The following is an 18,658-nucleotide window of genomic DNA, read 5'->3' as shown; positions in this document are numbered from 1 at the left end:
CCTCTATAAAATTCCCACTAATTTGCCGACCACACCAATAATCACCGTTAACCCAATTAATTTAACGGGTGAAAAATTACGTTTCATCAAGTAATAAATAGTTAATGTAAATCCAAGCGGTAACAAATTCGGCATGAGTTTATCGAGCACATCCGCTTGTAACGCAATATGCGCTTGACCCGCATTAATTTCTAACGGCGTTGAAAAATGCACGTAAGAGGCAACCAGTGCACCAATAACGGTCATACCGACAATGGAGGCTGCGTGTGAAATACGCTTAGTATGGGATTTTAATAAAGGTAACGCACTGGTTCCTGCATGATAACCGTAATGAGCAAGTCCAAAACGTAGACCGAAATGGACTAAATTGAACATTAACAAAAAAATGATCGGACCAAACAGACTTCCTTCTAAAGCTAATGAGGCGCCAATCCCTGCACAGATTGGTAATAAGGTGAGCCAAAATAGCGCATCACCGATTCCGCCTAATGGCCCCATTAAGGCAACTTTTACCGCCCGAATAGTCGATATGTTTTCTTTTCCTTTTTCCATGGCTAAGACTAATCCAGATAAAAAGGTCGCATCGAAAGGATGAACATTGATAAATTCCATATGCATGTGCATAGAATTTTTTAGATCATCCTTATTTTTATGAATTTTACGCAATGCAGGTAATACGGTAAAAAGCCAACCGCCAGCTTGCATCCGTTCGTAATTAAATGATGCTTGCAACGCCAATGAGCGAAACGCCATTCGGTTTATATCACCTTTAGTTAGTGTGACATCTTGGCTTTGGTCGGTAAACGTATCTGCCGAAACTTTACTTGTGGCGAGTGCTTGTGCCATACGTTTTTCTTCTTTATCTGCCATTTTTTGGTCATGATCATCATTAAATTCCATCTTCTACCTCCACTGAAGTTGCGCTTACAGACTTGTTACTGTCATTGTTATCACGGCTATAATTATAGAAATCAATCATTGCAATGGCTAAAGCACCTAATGCAATGGCTAAAATAGGTAAATTAAGATAGGTCACCCCCAGAAAACCTAAGATAAAGTAAGCAACATACGTTTTCTTCATCATAATCTTCATTAGCATTGCAAAACCAATTGCTGGCATCATTCCGCCCGCGACACTAAGCCCATCTAATAACCATTTAGGTGATTTTTCAACTAACGCGGTTGCTGCATCAGCACCAAAATAGATAGGTAAAAATGCGACAATGAAATAGAAACAAAATAGAATTATCATCCCCAGATAGTTCACCCACTCAATACCTTTAAAATTGAGCTGATCAACATAGCGATCACATTTGTGCATCATTGGCGAATAGAATGTAAATAAAAGGGTAATACAACCTTGTACCGCTATGGCAAAGGGAACCGCTATCCCAATGGCAACTTTAGGCTCGGTGTGCGTTAAAATTGCAAAACTGGTACCAATCACGCCGCCTATAACAACATTTGGAGGTTGTGCGCCAGCGAGTGGAACCATGCCCATCCAGACCAGTTCTAATGAACCACCCACATATAAACCTGTTTTTACATCACCCAAAATCAATCCAACTAACGGTCCAATTACGATTGGTCTGTGTAAATGCGTAAGTCCGTCAAATAAGTCTACCCCAGCAATACCGGCTAGTAGTCCTATCAATAAAGCATCCATTAACATAATTTGCCCCTCTTGCTATGATGATAGATTGAGTAAATCTGCTATTTTTTCGCCAGATTCGTCCGGTACACGGCGAACTTCGCAAGTGACGCCTAACTTTTCCAGCTCTTTAAAAGCAGCGATATCATTGTCATCAACGGATACCGTTTTATGGATCTGTTTTTTCCCTTCAGAAAAGTGCATATTACCAACATTGACAAATTTAATGGGTACGCCACCCTTAACTAGAGTTAGAACATCTTGTGGTGTTTTACAAACAATAAAGATTTTTTGACGTTCAGCTGCTTTGCCAATAATGTCGATAGTTTTTTGCAAGGTGAAATAACGCGTTTGAATTCCTTCTGCAATAACCATATCCATCAGATTTTGTTGTACCGGATCTTGCGCAGCGCTGTCATTGGCAACTAATAAAAGATTAGCGCCAAGCGCATTCACCCAAGTCACACCGACTTGACCATGAACTAAGCGGTTATCAATACGTGTCATAAGAATATTGGGAGTACTCATATTTTTATATCCTTTTATTTAAAGGTTTAATCGGATTGATGACTTAAATTTGATGAAATGGATAAATGGTCACACCTTTTACAACTCGATTCACTTCACCGGTAGGACAAGGATTGTCAGGGGTTAATCCAACACTCAGTGATTTTTCAAACGCTAACATTTGAGCAAAAACTAAGTAAGGAAAAATCAACCAACAATCGGAAAGATGACAATCAACCGACAATATTTGTTTATGCGTGCTCTGCTGACCGCTCAAAGCAAGTACATCTGTTGCGATACGATCGTATTCTAACTCATTAAATAAATCGATATCGTATTGGTGGATATAAGCATCGTTAGAAAAGAAACATACCACTAAACTTTTTTCATTAATCATAAATTTAGGGCCATGGCGTAAACCTAATATTGAATCAAATCGGGTTGCAATTTTACCGGCAGTGAGTTCTAAAATTTTTAATGCGGCTTCTTGAGCGGTGCCAGTGAAACAACTACTACCAACATAAATTACTCGTTCATGATTTTTTTGGGCTAATTGTTTTGTGATGGTTTGCCAATTTAAAAGTTGTTGCTCACAAATAGTGGCAATTTTCATGACTGCATCATTTGCATCATGAGTATCGATACCGCCTAAAAGCAGCAGTGTGGCTAATATCATGCTACTAATACTCGATGTCATCGCAAACCCAAGATCATGCGTTCCTTCTGGCAGGACTAATTGAAATATACGCTGAGCATTATTTTTTTGGTTAGCATAATCGGTTAATGCACAATTGGGATTACAGGTTAACAATAGGTGATAGCAATCTGAAACGATTTGATCGGCTAATTTTACGGTTGCAACGCTTTCAGGGCTGTTGCCAGAACGAGCAAACGAAACAATTAATGTTTTTTTATGGGCAGATAAATATTGTAATGGATCAGCAACAATTTCAGTAGTGCCATAAGCATAAACATTGCGTTTAGTCTGTTCTCTTAGCCATGGTGCAAGGGCGACACCGCCGAAAGCAGAAGATCCCGCACCGGTAAGGATAATAACTAAATTCGGATCAGCCAGTAAAGGGGTTAGAAAGGCTTCTATTTGAGGTTGTCTTTGGGAAAGTAATTGAAGCAAATCACGCCAAATTTTAGGTTGTTGACAAATTTCTTTAGCTGTATGAATTGCGCCGTGTTGTTCTAACCACTCTTTCGAATAATTTAAGTATTGTTGCATAATTGTGATCCTGTTTGTTAAGTCATAAAAATAAAAAAAGAGAAAAGTTTATAGATTGGCAATAACCACATTAATGCCTAATGTGTGTAATTGCGTTAAATATTCTTTTGGAATGTTTGAATCTGTAATCAGCGTTTCAATAGGATTGATTTTTTCAATCATACAAAAGCTTTTACGTCCAAATTTACTTGAATCCGTTATCGCAATGATTTGACCTGAAACTTGACACATGACTCGATTAACCGATGCTTCGCCAAAATTGGGTGTTGTGATACCTGCGCTAAGGTCAAAGCCATCAACACCTAAAAAAAGTTTATTAAAATGATACATTTTAAGTTGTTGTTCTACGGTTGGTCCCGAAATAGAAAAGGCTTTTTTTCGAATATTACCGCCAGCAATGATGACTTCAATGTCAGTATTGATTGATAAATCATAGGCAATATTAATTGCATTGGTAAAAACAATGAGATTTTGTTTTTCACGCAGGTAAGGCACCATGGCTGCAGTTGTTGACCCTGAATCGAGAATAATGCGATCACCATCTTTAACCATTTCTGCCGCTTTTTGGGCAATCTTATTTTTAATGGTAGAGTTAATACGACTTTTATCTTGTAAAGGTCTATCAAAAGCGAAAGCTTTATTTAGCATAGCACCGCCATAGGAACGCAATACACAACCTTTTTGTTCTAAATGGCGAAGATCATTACGAATGGTGACAGTTGAAACTTTAAAAAGTTTACTTAATTTATTGACTGAAACGGTATTTTCTTTACCGAGTAAATAAATAATTTTTTCTCGACGTTGCAATGTATTCATTATTAAATCATTCATAACATAATTACTTGTTTTGCTTTCATTCTGTTATTCAATTTAAACATATGCAAAGGATCGAAAAATGATAGGTGAGTCACAAAACCAATTTTGGTTGTAAAAACGTGAAAACCTTTTCATTTGAAAGGAAGTGAAAGAAAGGGTAAGGGGAGTAATAATAACTTAAAAAAATATTGTATTGTTATTCAGTTAATTAGCAAACTTGAATGGATAATGAAAAATACTTAAATCATCAAAAAAATAACGTGTATTTCGTTTAATGAAGTGATGAAGATCACAAATTGGATAATTTGACCAAGATATTTAGAAATTTTATCAATAAAAAGAAATAACGTTGAGTCCAAAGTTTAATACAGTGAAAGTCGTTATTGAAACCCAATGAGAGTTTCAATAACTTTATTAATGATTTAGCTTACGTCGGTTTTGGGTTGTGCAATGGATTTTTGCGTTCGTTCAAAAACGATCATCACCACAAACGCAATGACAGTTAAATAAATAATGAAAATGCCATAGGTAGATAGCATATCAATCAGTGAACGTCCTCGCATGGCGATATCTCGGAAGAATCGAAATAGCCAGACTAAAGGAAATGCATGACTAACATAGTAAGTCCAAAGTGGCATAATCCCGACCGCCATGGTTGATCCACCCATAATAAATCCTGGTGGCACTAAGAAAATCATTTTGCTTGCACCTTCACCTGGATTATTGGTTTTCCAGGAAAGTAAAAAACCTAACCAACCAAATGCAAGTCCGGTCATGAAAATGCTTGGTATAAAAATAAAATAGTTACCATCAAAACGTAATTGTCCAAAGATCACTAATACGGCGGTTATTAATGTTAATCCGGTCGTATAAAATAATGCATAAGGGACTGTTCTTGCTAATAGTGCAACAAAGCCTCTTTCTAAAACTGTATTCCACATGCCCGTGACTTTTAAACGGCCGACAATCATTAAAGAAGTTAATCCATACGTCAGTGACGAAAAGAAGTAAACAAAATAGATAATTGTCGATATAGTGGAAGAGCTAGCTGGATTGAACATATATCGCGTTTTAAGTTGCATTGGCGATAAGGTGGCTTCTGTCCCTTCATGTCCTAAACCTAATGCAGACACTTTACCAACGCTAAGCTCAGCCCCTAACTCAGGAATATATTCATTTAAGCTTTGTAACACTTTGGCATTTTGTGCATCATTGGTATCATCGGCAAAATACCCTAAACGAACAGTTTGGTCACCTTTTTTAAGACTTTTCTCTAATCCTTTAGGAATATAAAGTACCCCTAAATTGCGATCGTGCGAAACTAAAGTGATAGGATTCACCGGTGATCGGATGACTTCGGATACTTCGATATAAGGCGAAGTATTGACTTTACTGATTAATTCCGTTGAATAATGTGAACCATCAAGATCAATAACCGCAATCTTACCTTCAAAAACGGCACCATGACTTAACACAATGGAAAAGATTAGCGCAACAATGGCTGCTAATCCTATTGCAACTTTATAATATGGAATGAAGTGACCTGACAACATTGCGTCAAGTTCTTCAAGCATAGATTTAATGATGTTTTGCATCATTGATCAACCTCGATTGTCATACCGGTTAAAAGTTTTGGAATAGATTCCATATATATTCTGACCTGATAAGAGGTTAAATCAGCTTGACCACGTTCACGTGTCATACGTAAGTCCGCAAAAGAAGGTGCTGCGGTTGCAAAACGAACTTTCCCTTTTATCTCTTTATCAAGCGCGATGACATTGGCTTTAACCGTTGTGCCCGGTTGGTAGTCATTAACCATTTTTTCGTTTACATAAATATCAATGTATTTACGATCGGTCTCTAATAACACTGCTGGTGCGCCTGTCGGAGCTAATTCACCATCTTCGAACATGATTTTTAATACTTTGCCATCTTCAGGTGCCGTTAATGTTAATCGTTGATAATTGATATGTAGTTGTTTTAAGTCTGCTTCAGCTTGTGCAAGTTGTGCTTGGAGCTGAGCTAACTGATTTTGTCGGTTTTGAAGTTTTTGTCGGGCAATAGCAACAGATTGTATTGTCATACCTGTTGCATTTCGAGTTTGCTCAAATTGATTAATTTGTTCGGTTGTTGCACCAATCATTAAGGTGGATAATTGGCTTTGAATCTGAACAACTTGCATTTTCGCAACCGTAAAGGCATTACGGGCGGTATCAAGTTGCGATTGCGAGTTTCCCCCTGTTTTACGTAATTGGGTTTGACGATCAAACTCCATTTGAGCTAAATTTTGAGCTGATTTAGCGGCTTCTAAATTTGCTTTCACTTCTTCAATTTTACGCCAAGTGGATAATTCGGTTAAATTTGTTTCGTTTTCGGTGATCGCAATGGCAGCTTGTTCTTGAGCAACTGCCGCTTTTTGGCTGTCAACCTGCGCTTGTAGACGATCGATAGCTAACTTAGTATCGACATCTTCTAATTGCATTAACGGATCCCCTTTTTTTACAAATTGTGATTCTTCGACAAATCGTTTGATGACTTTTCCGCTCACATTTTGAAAGGCAATATTAATCTCATCTGCGGTTAATACGCCAGATTTAATGCTTTTAGCCACGGTGACGGCATCATTTCGAGAACCTAAAAAGATTAAAAAAGAGGCAACTGTTAGGATAACCAAAAATATAACAGGGATTTTGATATTTTTTTTCATATATAGCTTATTTTCCATTTAATTAGTCAGCTAAGTATTTAGATAAATAAAATAGACTTTAAGTAAGCTTAAAGTCAGTTATTTTCGTAAAAGTTTACGTAACATCAATATTAAAGACTCTTGTTCTTGCGAGTTTAAAACTTCGGCAAAAGCACGAATCGATTTTAGGTGATTGGGTAATGCTTCTTGAATTAATTTTTCGCCAACTTCAGTCAATGAGATAAGTCGAGAGCGGCCATCTTCACCACTTTTAGACATGGTGATTAATGGTGGAGTTGCAGCTAGCATTCGCTTAACCATAACTGACACGGTAGCAGGGGTAACACCTATGCGTAATGCCAAATCACTGGCACAGGTTTCACCTTCCGAAAAGAGTGACATTAATAATGCGAACTTACCTTCTGAAACATCATAATCTTTAGTCAGTTGTGCGTAAATGTTTGAACGGATTAAGTCAGCCGTGGTGATCAAGCTTAAGACCAGATCAACGCCTGAAACATCAACAATATCATCATTAAATCTTTGTGCTCGTGCTAACGTTTCACGAGACGGAAGCTTTCTTGACTTGTAATTCAATTATCATTACTCAATTTATTTAGTCGGCTAATTATACTATTTAAATTTTGATTAGCAACATTATTTAACCAAGGGTGATTGGATATTAAAGGTTAAAGCCAATCAGGGTAAGGATCCTAAATTTAATTGACGTTAAATATTTTATAATGCTTTGTTTTAAAAATAGTTATCCTTATTACTACTAAAGTGGTAATCCTTGAGGATAATTATAATCTGAGCAAAGTAACATAAAATGGAGCACAGCTATAAATTAAATAATTGAATTAAAATAAAATTGGAGCTTTATTATGAGTAAAACCAATCTCGTTATCATCGGTAATGGGATGGTTGGACATCGTTTTATTGAAGAAGTTATCGATAAAATGCAGTCTGATCTGTTCAATATTACCATCTTTTGTGAAGAACCTCGCCTTGCATATGACCGTGTTCACCTTTCTTCCTATTTTTCTGACCACACTGCTGAAGCGCTTTCTTTAGTTCGTGAAGGGCTATATGAAGAAAATAACATTCAAGTATTACTGAATGAGCGAGCAATATTGATTAATCGTCAACGTAAAGAAGTTCACTCACACACAGGGCGAATTGTTCACTATGATAAATTGATTATTGCTACCGGATCTTATGCGTGGGTACCACCTATTAAAGGTTCAGATGGTGCAGATTGTTTTGTTTACCGAACCATTGAAGATCTTGATGCCATTCGTGAATGCGCAAAACAGTGTAAATCAGGTGCTGTTGTCGGTGGGGGGTTGTTAGGGCTTGAAGCTGCCGGTGCGCTGAAAAACTTAGGAATACAAACGCATGTCGTCGAATTTGCGCCAGTATTGATGGCTGAACAACTTGATGCCATGGGGGGTGATCAGTTACGCCGAAAAATTGAAGAGATGGGCGTTGGAGTTCATACCAGTAAAAATACCCAAGAAATTATTCATACGCCGTTAGGTAAGAAGATGCAATTTGCTGATGGTTCGTCGCTGGAAGTTGATTTTATCGTATTTTCAACAGGTATTCGCCCGAATGATCAACTTGCTAAAGCATGTCAACTTGAGATTGGTCAACGAGGTGGCATTGTGGTGAATAACCATTGTCAGACATCTGATCCTGATATTTACGCTATTGGTGAGTGTGCGTGTTGGCAAGGTAAAGTATTTGGTTTGGTTGCTCCGGGCTATAAGATGGCACAAGTTGCCTTAGCGCACTTAATGGGTGAGCCAATGCAATTTGAAGGCGCTGATATGAGCGCTAAATTAAAGTTAATGGGCGTTGATGTCGGTAGTATAGGGGATGCCAAAGGAAAAACACCCGCTAGCCGTAGCTATGTCTATTTAGATGAAAATGTACCGGTTTATAAAAAATTGGTCGTTTCGTCAGATAATAAAAAATTATTAGGCGCTGTATTGGTGGGTGATACGGCTGATTACAGTAATTTATTACAATTGATGTTAAATGAGATGGATCTTCCTGAGCATCCGGACACCTTAATTTTACCAGCTCATGCTGGGGCTAAACCCACAATGGGCGTCGAAGCTTTACCGGATACTGCACAAATTTGCTCATGTTTCGATGTGACAAAAGCAAAAATCATTAATGCAATTCACGCAGGTTGTCATACTGTAGCGGCAATTAAGGCAGAAACCAAAGCCGGTACAGGTTGTGGTGGTTGTATTCCATTGGTGACTCAGCTCTTAAACTCAGAATTAGCTAAACAAGGTATCGAAGTCAGCCATGCTTTATGTGAACATTTTAAATATTCACGCCAAGAATTATATCATTTAATTCGTGTTGAAGGATTAACTTCCTTTAATGAAGTGATCAAAAAACATGGTACGGGTTATGGATGTGAGGTATGTAAACCGACGATCGCCTCTTTATTGGCTTCATGTTGGAACGATTATATTCTCAAACAAGATTTAGTTCCGTTGCAAGATAGTAACGATATCTTTCTTGGTAATATCCAAAAAAATGGAACATATTCGGTTATTCCGCGTAGTGCCGGAGGTGAAATTACACCAGAAGGCTTGATTGCGGTGGGGCAAATTGCTAAAAAATATCAACTTTATTCAAAAATTACCGGCTCTCAACGTATCGGTCTTTTCGGTGCGCAAAAAGATGATCTACCCGCTATTTGGAAAGAGTTAATTGATGCCGGCTTTGAGAGTGGTTATGCGTATGCAAAAGCCTTACGAATGGCTAAAACCTGTGTGGGGAGTACGTGGTGTCGTTTTGGTGTTGGGGATAGTGTCGGTCTGGGGGTTGAACTGGAAAATCGTTATAAAGGGATTCGGGCTCCACATAAATTCAAATTAGGTGTATCGGGTTGTACACGTGAATGTGCGGAAGCACAAGGTAAAGATATTGGCGTTATTGCAACTGAAAAAGGTTGGAATCTTTACGTATGTGGTAATGGCGGGATGAAACCACGTCATGCTGATTTGCTTGCTGCTGATCTCGATAGACAGACATTAATTCAATATCTTGATCGCTTTATTATGTTTTATATCCGTACCGCTGATAAATTACAACGCACTTCGGTATGGCTTGAAAATCTGGAAGGCGGGATTGACTATTTGCGTAGTGTAATTATCGACAATAAGTTAGGTATTAATGATGAGCTGGAAAGTGAAATGACTCGTCTACGTAAATTGGTGGTGTGTGAGTGGAAAGAAACGGTTGAACATCCTGAAAACCAACAACGATTTACTCACTTTATTAACAGTAATTTGCGTGATGAAAATGTCAAATTTATTCCTGAACGTGATCAGCATCGACCTGCGACAGCCGAAGAACGTCAAGCAATGTTAGGAGAGCAATAATATGAGTCAATGGATAACAGTTTGTCAACTCGATGACATTTTACCGGAAACAGGCGTGTGTGCACTTGTCGGTCATGAACATGTTGCAGTATTTCGTCCTTATGATTCCGATGAAATTTATGCAATCAGTAATATCGATCCATTTGCACAAGCCAGTGTCTTATCTCGAGGTATTATTGGACAGCATGAAAATGACTTGTATGTTGCAAGCCCATTAAAAAAACAGCGTTTTCGTTTAAAAGATGGTTATTGCATTGATGATGCCGACTATTCAATTGCGCATTATGAAGTAAGAGTCAATACAGATGGTTTTGTTGAAGTTAAATCATCGAGTTAAAACAATTTTAAAGGTTTAGATAGTTATGTATACCGATACAATTAATAAATGTGCTGCCAATGCAGCACGTATTGTACGTTTAGCCAAAACTAACCCGATAGGGTTTTGGTTAAGTTCTGCTATGGCCGGCGCTTATGTTGGTCTTGGTATTATTTTGATCTTCACTTTAGGTAATTTACTTGATCCATCCTTAAGACCTTTAGTCATGGGGGCGACATTTGGTATTGCCTTAACGTTAGTGGTGATTGCAGGATCTGAGCTTTTTACCGGTCACACAATGTTTTTAACGTTTGGCGTAAAATGTAAGAAAATTACGCATACACAGATGTGGCTAGTATTACCTCAAACGTGGTTAGCCAATTTATTGGGGTCTATTTTTGTCGCTGCTTTATATTTTTATGCTGCTACCCCATTATTATCAACCGATACCAGTTTAGTGCATAGTGCAGCATTAGCCAAAACTACCGCATCGGATAGTGCGCTGTTTTTTCGTGGTATTTTATGTAACTGGCTAGTTTGTTTAGCTATTTGGATGGCAAATCGTGTTGAAGGTTCAGCTAAATTTATTGCGATTTGGTGGTGTTTGCTAGCATTTATTGCCTGTGGTTATGAGCATTCGGTGGCGAATATGACGTTATTTTCACTTTCATGGTTTGGTCATCATAGTGATGCTTATACCCTATGTGGAATTGGTCATAATTTACTTTGGGTATCGTTAGGTAACCTTGTTTCTGGCGTTGTTTTTATGGGTTTGGGATACTGGTATTCGACACCAAAAACTGAACGACCATAATCTTGGCTGAATTAAAAAGGATATATATTGAGGTTTTATGGATTATTTTCCACTATTTTGTAAGTTAGAAAATCGGGATTGTCTGTTAGTCGGGGGTGGTGAAATCGCTGAGCGAAAAGCTCGGCTATTACTCGAAGCAGGTGCAAAGTTAACGGTTAACGCACTTGAATTTAATGAGCAATTTTTATGTTGGCAAGCGCAAAACCAGTTGATATTACAGCAAGGGGAATTTAATGCACAACTGCTTGATAATAAATGGTTAGTCATTGCAGCGACCGATTGTCCTAAAACCAATCAAACCGTCAGTCTCGAGGCTGAAAATCGCCGTATCTTTTGCAATGTTGTCGATTCGCCGAAAGATGCTAGTTTTATTATGCCTTCGATTATTGATCGTTCACCAATTATGGTTGCTGTGTCATCAGCAGGGCATGCGCCGGTTTTAGCTCGTCTATTACGAGAAAAACTAGAATCAATATTGCCTCAGCACTTAGGTAAATTAGCGCAATATGCGGGTTATTTACGAAATAAAGCTAAGCAAACCTATAAAACGCTCACAGAACGCCGTCTATTTTGGGAAAAGCTTTTTACTCATGATAGATTGGCACAAGCCATTGCCAATAATGATTCTGAACAAGTTGAAACACTAACCAATGAGTTATTTAATTTATCACTGGATCATCGTGGTGAAGTGGTTTTAGTGGGCGCCGGTCCCGGTGATGCAGGCTTACTGACTTTGAAAGGATTACAGCAAATCCAACAAGCCGATATTATTGTGTATGATCGATTGGTTTCGGATGAAATTATGAATCTTGTCAGGCGGGATGCTCAGCGTATATTTGTTGGCAAACGGGCAGGGTATCACTGCGTGCCACAGGAACAGATTAATCAAATTTTGTTAGAACAAGCGCAAAAAGGGTTACGAGTTGTCCGTCTAAAAGGGGGCGATCCGTTTATTTTTGGGCGAGGGGGCGAAGAGCTGGAAACGTTATATAATGCTGATATTCCATTTTCAGTTGTACCGGGAATCACTGCTGCATCGGGGTGTTCTGCATACAGTGGTATCCCATTAACACATCGAGATTATGCGCATAGTATTCGTTTAATTACTGGGCATTTGAAAGATGGTAGTCATCTTGATTGGCAAAGTTTAGCGGCTGAAAAGCAGACCTTAGTGTTCTATATGGGGCTGTCTCAAGCTGAAAACATTAGTCAACAATTAATCAAACACGGAATGAATGCTAATACGCCCGTCGCCATTGTTGAGGAAGGTACCAGTACCAAACAAAAAGTGGTAACAGGTTTGCTTGGTGAGTTAGCTAAAATCGCTTTGCAAGCATGTAGTCCAAGTTTGATTATCATCGGGCCTGTTGTTGCATTACGAGAAAAACTCAATTGGTTTTCAAATCATTAATTTAAACAGGCAAGTCTATTACTTTACAGCATAATGGTCTTGCCTGTTATCTAAACGTAAACCGCCTTACATCATCATAATTTAAGGGATGACAGCTTTTAAACTTTTCGATTGAGTTAAGTATAATCAATTATCTTCAATTAATGCATTACTCTTTGCTCTGTAAATACCATACGGTCATTTCCATGCGTGATTTAAAATTTAATTTTTTAAAGATACTTTTTACATGCACTTTTACGGTACTTTCAACAATATCCAGATCTTTGGCAATGCGTTTATTCGAAAGTCCTTGCACTAGCAGATTAAATATTTCATGTTCTCGAGGCGTTAATAAGTTTATATCGTGAATTTGTTTGGTTGTTGGTTCGCCGCTGTGTCGCATATAGTGAAGAATAATATGCGAAATTGCTTCATCCATAATGATTTTACCTTCCGCAATATCTTTTAGCGCTTTAATAAAATCTTCTGGCTCCATATCCTTTAACAGGTAACCATCCGCTCCACTTTTGAGTGCGGTAATGATATCTTCTTTGGCATCCGATACCGTGAACATAATGATGCGACTGGAGATATTTTTTTCCCGTAAATAGCGTAGTATTTCTAACCCACTAACATTTTGAATATTGATATCCAGTAAGATCATATCGGGATCGAGCTTTTCAGCGAGTTTTATCCCTTCCGTTCCAGACCCCGTTTCACCAATCACTTCAAAATGGCTAACGGTATTGATTAATTGTTTTACACCATTTCTAAGCATAGGGTGATCGTCAATAAGTAGTATCGAACTTTTTATCTGGTCCATGGGTTACTCTTCTATTATCGTAAATGGAATGGTCTTATTGGCTTTAAATATTACCATAACTTGCGTGCCTTTTTGTGGCTCAGTATTAATTGTTAGATTACCATTTAGGATTTCTGCTCTGTCTCGCATAATCACCATACCATAATGATTATCCTGCTTAACATCAGTTTGAAAGCCAATACCATTATCGCTAACACTGACTGTGATAATCTGGTTATCATCAATGGTTAACGCAATGATAACGTGTGATGCTTGTGCGTGTTTGTACACATTGTTTAGCGCTTCTCGAATAAATTGTAATAAATGAAAAGCATGTTTGCTTTTGATGATATTGAGCGGTAATTGATATTCAAGTTGAATGTTAAATTTTAGTTTTTGATTAAACTCTTCAATCATCTCCATTAAGCTAGCATAAAAACCTGTTTGATTGAGCCGCAAACGAAAAGAGGTAATTAATTCACGTAACTGGGAATAGGTGATATTGACCTCTTTTCGCATTGTTGCTAATAGATCAATACTACTTTGTGATGTCAAATCAGATTGCATTTGTAGACAGCTAAGATGTATTTTTAAACAGGATAATGATTGCGCAATTGAATCATGCAACTCTCTTGCCATTGCTGATCGCTCTTTCATTAATAAATACTGCTTTTGTTGCTCTATTTGTCGATCGAGCATCATTGCCGTGGACATCTGCTCGATAAGTCCTGTTATTAAGTTTTCCTGCTCGTCGCTAAGGGTAACATCTGTCGGTTGAATGGCAAATAAAATGCCATATTTTTCGCCATTGTCTTGAAGATACCAATAACGTTGAAATCCATGTTGTTGAGAATGCTTTGATTCGGTTAAACAAGCACAGCAATGCGGATTTTGGCAGAAAGGTAATTTCTGCTCATTGTCATAACTAATTTGTTGGTAATGTTCAGGGTTTTCCGATTCATAAAATCGGATTTGAAATTGAGTGAGTGGTACAAGTTCTTCTAATTGACGTAAAATCATTAAAAAACGTTCACATAATGGCTTTGATGTATGGAGCTGTTTGGTGGCGTGATATTGAAATGAGATGATGTTATTAGTTTGTTGCAATTCAGCCGTTTTTTCAGCCACCCGTTCTTCAAGGATTAAATATTGAGATTCGATTTGATCAGACATGTTATTTAACGCTAACCCTAACAAATCGAATTCATTTTTTCTGGAACGTAGCGGAAAACGTTCACTAAAATTGTGTTTTGAAATAGCCTGAGCCATATTAATCAGTTTGCGCCAAGGGGCGAGAAGATAACGACGCAAATAGTAAATCTGAGCAATAAGAAAGACCACAATAATGATAATAAATAATTGTTGCAGACGAGAAATATAATGAATCTGGTTTTCGGTCTTCTGATCGATCTTATGTACTAAATAATTGGTTTTGATAACAAATTGATCGATATCCGTTTTTATCTCATCGATGTTTTTGGCTTGTGCAATTTTTATCGCAATTTCAGTACGCCATTTATTATGTAACTCATTGAATTCATCTATTAAATCATAACGTTCAAAAAGGGCTAATTGTTGCTTTGACGACGTTATTTCACTAAAAATATTTAAACGGTCATTATCATGTTTATTAAGGGGAACCATTGATAAAAGTTGATAACTTTTCATACGAATTAGCCCTAATTGATTAATCATATAAGCGCTACCTTTGGTATCATTAGCGACTTGAATAGATAGCGATAACGCAATTAACGCAATGGTGCCTAAAAAACACATTAATAGCGACAAACGATTAATAATTGAAGCATGATAGCGAGTTTTATTATTGGTTGTTTTAGTACTCAGCATAGAATTACAATAAATTAACTAAGAAATAATGATTTATCCGTATTGTAACGCTAAAACGATATCTTGCTGATCTTTTTTGTAACTTTTTGCGATCTTTTAGTAAAGACTGCTTGCAACAAGGATAAATTTTGCGTAAAATTCACGCCCTATAAGATTAATCAATGCAGACATATATGCTAAATCAGGAATAGTCTGCTTTTTATTGCGGAGTTAAGTATGTACGCAGTTTTCCAAAGTGGTGGTAAACAACACCGAGTCAGCGAAGGACAAGTCGTTCGCTTGGAAAAAATTGAAGTCGAAACAGGTGCAGAAGTTGTTTTCGATAAAGTTTTAATGGTAGCAAATGGTGAAGACATCAAAGTTGGTGCTCCGTTTGTTGAAGGTGCAACAATTAAAGCAGAAATTGTTGAGCACGGTCGTGGCGATAAAGTGAAAATTGTTAAATTCCGTCGTCGTAAACACTATCGTAAACAACAAGGTCACCGTCAGTGGTTCACTGATGTGAAGATCACTGCAATCGCTTAATAGGAGTATCGAACAATGGCACATAAGAAGGCTGGTGGTTCATCACGTAATGGTCGTGATTCCCAGAGTAAACGTTTAGGTGTTAAACGTTATGGTTCTCAAGAAGTTCTTGCTGGTAATATTTTAGTACGTCAACGTGGAACTCAATTCCACCCAGGCACTAATGTAGGTTGTGGTCGTGACCATACCTTATTTGCTTTAATTGACGGACAAGTAAAATTTGAAGTTAAAGGACCTAAAAACCGTCGTTATGTTAGTGTAATTGCTAACAGCTAATAAAAAGCGGTTTAACGTTTATGGAAGCCTCACAGCTATTGTGGGGCTTTTTTCATTTCTTGAATTCATATAATATTAGTTAATATGATAAAACAGCAAAATGTTAAATTAGGTTTTGCCTTAGCCATGTTAACAGCGGTTATGTGGGGGCTAGTGCCGATTGCAATGAAATATGCATTGGTGGTTATTGACCCATTAACGTTAGCGTGGTCTCGATTGGCAATTTCTGCCGTCGGTATTACGATATGGTTAGCTTATAAAAAACAATTTCCTAATTTAGCGATGTTTAAAAAACGTCGACGTTTTATCTTATTAATGATTGCCGGATTTGGATTACTTGGTAATTTTGCGTTATTTGCAAGTTCTGTTCAGTATCTTTCTGCGACAACGGCTCAAGTTGTAGGTCAAATGGGTATTGTAATTTTTATGATTTCAAGTGCGTTTGTTTTTAAAGAGCGATTAAGACCAACGCAAATAATGGGTATTTCGGTATTGCTAATTGGATTAGGACTATTTTTTAATAAAAATATTACCGTTCTATTTGCTAATATATCGACTTATGGCATTGGTGTTTGGCTTGCTTTACTTGCTTCAATTTCATGGGCAGCTTATGCATTGGCACAAAAAGTGTTATTACGTAAATTACGTGCAGAACAGTTACTTTGGCTAATTTATCTTATTTGTACGGTATTTTTATGGCCATTGGCATCGCCAACAAAAATCGCTCATGCCGATGCAACGCAGTTATTTGCCATTATCTTTTGTGGTTTAAATACCATTATTGCTTATGGCGCATTAGTTATGGCAATGGAACGTTGGCAAGCTGCACAAGTTAGTGCAATTACCACATTATCACCGTTGTTTGCATTAATTTTTTCAGATTTATTTGCCGTAATTTGGCCAGAAAAATTTGCTATGCAGTATTTAAATATTTTAGGTTATATTGGCGCAGTATCAGTCGTTGCTGGTGCGATGTTTGCCACAATTGGGCACTATTTATGGCATCCAAGAAAAGGCTGGCTAATTAACCAGAAGAAAGAGGAAGAATAATGAAATTTGTAGATGAAGCTTCAATCCGAGTCGAAGCCGGTGATGGTGGCAATGGTTGCGTAGGTTTTCGTCGAGAAAAATACATTCCCAAAGGTGGCCCTGACGGTGGTGACGGTGGTGACGGTGGTGATGTCTATTTTATTGCCGATGAAAATCTCAATACTTTGGTTGATTTCCAATTTGAAAAAAATTATCGGGCAGAGCGTGGGCAAAATGGACAAGGTTCAGATTGTACCGGTAAAAGAGGCAAAGATATTACCGTAAAAGTGCCCGTTGGAACTCGAATCACAGACAAATATACGGGTGAAATTATCGGCGATTTAACGCATCATCAACAAAAAGTGTTAGTCGCAAAAGGTGGGTTTCATGGCTTGGGTAATGCACGATTTAAATCTTCAGTGAATCGGGCTCCAAGGCAAAAAACCGATGGTACGCCCGGTGAAAAACGTGATGTACTGTTAGAATTATTGCTACTTGCTGACGTCGGTATGCTTGGTTTACCTAATGCCGGTAAATCCACATTTATTCGATCAATTTCAGCAGCTAAACCGAAAGTCGCTGATTATCCGTTTACGACTTTAGTGCCAAGTTTAGGCGTGGTAAGAATGGATAATGAGCAAAGTTTTGTTGTTGCGGATATTCCGGGATTAATTGAAGGTGCTGCGGACGGTGCTGGTCTGGGTATTCGTTTTTTAAAACATCTTGAACGTTGTCGAGTTTTAGTGCATTTAATTGATATTGCACCAATTGATGAATCTGATCCTATTGAAAATGCGAAAGTCATTATTCAAGAACTTCATCAATATAGTGAAAAACTTGCCAATAAACCTCGTTGGTTGGTATTCAACAAAATGGATGTTTTAGGTGAAGAAGAAAGTGCTAAACGTGCTGCCGAAATCGCTAAAGCATTGGATTGGGATGACAAATATTATGTTATTTCAGCGGTCAATCATGAAGGGGTAAAAGCTTTATGTTGGGATCTGATGGATTATATGAATGCTCATCCACGTGAAGAAGAGCAAGAAGAAACATCACCAGAAAAAGTTGAATTTATGTGGGATGATTATCACCAACAAGCTATGGATGAGGCTTTTGATGACGACGACGATGATTTTGATGATTGGGATGAGAGTGACGAAGAAGGGGTTGAATTCATCTATCAAAAATAGTAATAACCTAAAATAAGTTAAACTTATCACTTCAAATTATCAACTAAAAAATCAGCATTGCTAAAATACAGGGTGACATAGCCCTGTATTCCTCTCTATTATTCTCACGCTAACACAATGATTTCATATTAAAAAACTTTTATTTTAAATTTTTTCTGTTTTTTTGA

The 18,658-nt window shown here is 37.6% G+C and carries 18 protein-coding genes; 8 read left to right on the top strand and 10 right to left on the bottom strand.

Annotated features, from left to right (window positions below; genetic code table 11):
- Positions 1–3: 3 nt before the first annotated feature.
- The 8 genes from ACGH47_RS04585 to ACGH47_RS04550 form a co-directional block, all read right to left on the bottom strand.
- Positions 4–900 carry a PTS system mannose/fructose/sorbose family transporter subunit IID gene (locus tag ACGH47_RS04585; RefSeq protein ID WP_267350345.1) on the bottom strand — a complete coding sequence of 299 codons (897 nt, stop codon included), beginning with the start codon at positions 898–900 and terminating at the stop codon, positions 4–6.
- Positions 890–1,672, bottom strand: a complete 783-nt coding sequence (agaW, locus tag ACGH47_RS04580; protein WP_065558605.1) for a PTS N-acetylgalactosamine transporter subunit IIC — start codon at positions 1,670–1,672, stop codon at positions 890–892. Before agaW ends, ACGH47_RS04585 begins: the two co-directional genes overlap by 11 nt.
- Before the next feature lie 15 nt (positions 1,673–1,687).
- Positions 1,688–2,179, bottom strand: coding sequence for a PTS N-acetylgalactosamine transporter subunit IIB (gene agaV / locus ACGH47_RS04575; protein WP_220216365.1), 492 nt, complete (start codon positions 2,177–2,179; stop codon positions 1,688–1,690).
- A 43-nt stretch (positions 2,180–2,222) separates the two neighbouring features.
- Entirely contained in the window at positions 2,223–3,389 is a 1,167-nt protein-coding gene (locus ACGH47_RS04570; protein WP_411622852.1) for an SIS domain-containing protein, read from the bottom strand.
- Between the two features lie 48 nt (positions 3,390–3,437).
- Positions 3,438–4,208 (bottom strand): transcriptional repressor AgaR, encoded by a 771-nt coding sequence (agaR, locus tag ACGH47_RS04565; protein ID WP_363317347.1) that lies wholly within the window; start codon positions 4,206–4,208, stop codon positions 3,438–3,440.
- 419 nt (positions 4,209–4,627) lie between these two features.
- Entirely contained in the window at positions 4,628–5,803 is a 1,176-nt protein-coding gene (locus ACGH47_RS04560) for an ABC transporter permease (RefSeq protein ID WP_294826155.1), read from the bottom strand.
- Positions 5,800–6,912, bottom strand: coding sequence for an HlyD family secretion protein (locus ACGH47_RS04555; RefSeq protein WP_411622851.1), 1,113 nt, complete (start codon positions 6,910–6,912; stop codon positions 5,800–5,802). Before ACGH47_RS04555 ends, ACGH47_RS04560 begins: the two co-directional genes overlap by 4 nt.
- A gap of 78 nt (positions 6,913–6,990) precedes the next feature.
- A complete protein-coding gene (locus ACGH47_RS04550; protein WP_220216370.1) occupies positions 6,991–7,488 on the bottom strand; it encodes a MarR family winged helix-turn-helix transcriptional regulator in 498 nt (165 codons plus the stop codon).
- 287 nt (positions 7,489–7,775) lie between these two features.
- Between ACGH47_RS04550 and nirB the strand changes: the two genes are divergently transcribed.
- From nirB to cysG, 4 genes are read left to right on the top strand one after another with little or no spacing between them, the layout of a single operon-like run.
- Entirely contained in the window at positions 7,776–10,301 is a 2,526-nt protein-coding gene (nirB, locus tag ACGH47_RS04545) for a nitrite reductase large subunit NirB (protein ID WP_294826149.1), read from the top strand.
- Between the two features lies 1 nt (position 10,302).
- Positions 10,303–10,638, top strand: coding sequence for a nitrite reductase small subunit NirD (nirD, locus tag ACGH47_RS04540; protein ID WP_267350354.1), 336 nt, complete (start codon positions 10,303–10,305; stop codon positions 10,636–10,638).
- A 25-nt stretch (positions 10,639–10,663) separates the two neighbouring features.
- A complete protein-coding gene (gene nirC / locus ACGH47_RS04535) occupies positions 10,664–11,431 on the top strand; it encodes a nitrite transporter NirC (RefSeq protein ID WP_411622850.1) in 768 nt (255 codons plus the stop codon).
- Positions 11,432–11,468: 37 nt separating this feature from the next.
- Entirely contained in the window at positions 11,469–12,842 is a 1,374-nt protein-coding gene (cysG, locus tag ACGH47_RS04530; protein ID WP_411622849.1) for a siroheme synthase CysG, read from the top strand.
- Between the two features lie 148 nt (positions 12,843–12,990).
- On the opposite strand, the gene narL is transcribed toward cysG, so the two are convergent.
- Both narL and narX read right to left on the bottom strand, forming a co-directional pair.
- Positions 12,991–13,644 carry a two-component system response regulator NarL gene (narL, locus tag ACGH47_RS04525; protein ID WP_220216375.1) on the bottom strand — a complete coding sequence of 218 codons (654 nt, stop codon included), beginning with the start codon at positions 13,642–13,644 and terminating at the stop codon, positions 12,991–12,993.
- Positions 13,645–13,647: 3 nt separating this feature from the next.
- Positions 13,648–15,471: a nitrate/nitrite two-component system sensor histidine kinase NarX gene (gene narX / locus ACGH47_RS04520; RefSeq protein ID WP_411622848.1), complete on the bottom strand. Its 1,824-nt coding sequence runs from the start codon at positions 15,469–15,471 to the stop codon at positions 13,648–13,650.
- 216 nt (positions 15,472–15,687) lie between these two features.
- On the opposite strand from narX, the gene rplU reads away from it, so the two are divergent.
- From rplU to cgtA, 4 genes are all read left to right on the top strand, one after another.
- Positions 15,688–15,996 carry a 50S ribosomal protein L21 gene (gene rplU, locus ACGH47_RS04515; protein WP_025314436.1) on the top strand — a complete coding sequence of 103 codons (309 nt, stop codon included), beginning with the start codon at positions 15,688–15,690 and terminating at the stop codon, positions 15,994–15,996.
- A gap of 15 nt (positions 15,997–16,011) precedes the next feature.
- Positions 16,012–16,272 carry a 50S ribosomal protein L27 gene (gene rpmA, locus ACGH47_RS04510; protein WP_025314437.1) on the top strand — a complete coding sequence of 87 codons (261 nt, stop codon included), beginning with the start codon at positions 16,012–16,014 and terminating at the stop codon, positions 16,270–16,272.
- Positions 16,273–16,356: 84 nt separating this feature from the next.
- Positions 16,357–17,322 (top strand): DMT family transporter, encoded by a 966-nt coding sequence (locus ACGH47_RS04505; RefSeq protein ID WP_220216377.1) that lies wholly within the window; start codon positions 16,357–16,359, stop codon positions 17,320–17,322.
- Positions 17,322–18,491, top strand: a complete 1,170-nt coding sequence (gene cgtA / locus ACGH47_RS04500) for an Obg family GTPase CgtA (RefSeq protein ID WP_411599320.1) — start codon at positions 17,322–17,324, stop codon at positions 18,489–18,491. Before ACGH47_RS04505 ends, cgtA begins: the two co-directional genes overlap by 1 nt.
- Positions 18,492–18,658: the final 167 nt, after the last annotated feature.

This window comes from Gilliamella sp. CG16 (assembly GCF_046635785.1).
In the GTDB taxonomy this organism is placed as follows: Bacteria; Pseudomonadota; Gammaproteobacteria; order Enterobacterales; family Orbaceae; genus Gilliamella; species Gilliamella apicola_I.
This window is presented reverse-complemented; position numbering and strand designations above follow the sequence as displayed.

What these genes read in the sequence shown, in the direction of transcription:
- rplU (WP_025314436.1), top strand. Translation starts at nt 15,688, where the DNA reads ATGTACGCAGTTTTCCAAAGTGGTGGTAAACAACACCGAGTCAGCGAA.
- agaW (WP_065558605.1), bottom strand. Translation starts at nt 1,672, where the DNA reads ATGTTAATGGATGCTTTATTGATAGGACTACTAGCCGGTATTGCTGGG.
- ACGH47_RS04505 (WP_220216377.1), top strand. Translation starts at nt 16,357, where the DNA reads ATGATAAAACAGCAAAATGTTAAATTAGGTTTTGCCTTAGCCATGTTA.
- ACGH47_RS04570 (WP_411622852.1), bottom strand. Translation starts at nt 3,389, where the DNA reads ATGCAACAATACTTAAATTATTCGAAAGAGTGGTTAGAACAACACGGC.
- narL (WP_220216375.1), bottom strand. Translation starts at nt 13,644, where the DNA reads ATGGACCAGATAAAAAGTTCGATACTACTTATTGACGATCACCCTATG.
- cysG (WP_411622849.1), top strand. Translation starts at nt 11,469, where the DNA reads ATGGATTATTTTCCACTATTTTGTAAGTTAGAAAATCGGGATTGTCTG.
- ACGH47_RS04560 (WP_294826155.1), bottom strand. Translation starts at nt 5,803, where the DNA reads ATGATGCAAAACATCATTAAATCTATGCTTGAAGAACTTGACGCAATG.
- ACGH47_RS04585 (WP_267350345.1), bottom strand. Translation starts at nt 900, where the DNA reads ATGGAATTTAATGATGATCATGACCAAAAAATGGCAGATAAAGAAGAA.
- nirD (WP_267350354.1), top strand. Translation starts at nt 10,303, where the DNA reads ATGAGTCAATGGATAACAGTTTGTCAACTCGATGACATTTTACCGGAA.
- agaV (WP_220216365.1), bottom strand. Translation starts at nt 2,179, where the DNA reads ATGAGTACTCCCAATATTCTTATGACACGTATTGATAACCGCTTAGTT.
- ACGH47_RS04555 (WP_411622851.1), bottom strand. Translation starts at nt 6,912, where the DNA reads ATGAAAAAAAATATCAAAATCCCTGTTATATTTTTGGTTATCCTAACA.
- narX (WP_411622848.1), bottom strand. Translation starts at nt 15,471, where the DNA reads ATGCTGAGTACTAAAACAACCAATAATAAAACTCGCTATCATGCTTCA.
- rpmA (WP_025314437.1), top strand. Translation starts at nt 16,012, where the DNA reads ATGGCACATAAGAAGGCTGGTGGTTCATCACGTAATGGTCGTGATTCC.
- cgtA (WP_411599320.1), top strand. Translation starts at nt 17,322, where the DNA reads ATGAAATTTGTAGATGAAGCTTCAATCCGAGTCGAAGCCGGTGATGGT.
- nirC (WP_411622850.1), top strand. Translation starts at nt 10,664, where the DNA reads ATGTATACCGATACAATTAATAAATGTGCTGCCAATGCAGCACGTATT.
- nirB (WP_294826149.1), top strand. Translation starts at nt 7,776, where the DNA reads ATGAGTAAAACCAATCTCGTTATCATCGGTAATGGGATGGTTGGACAT.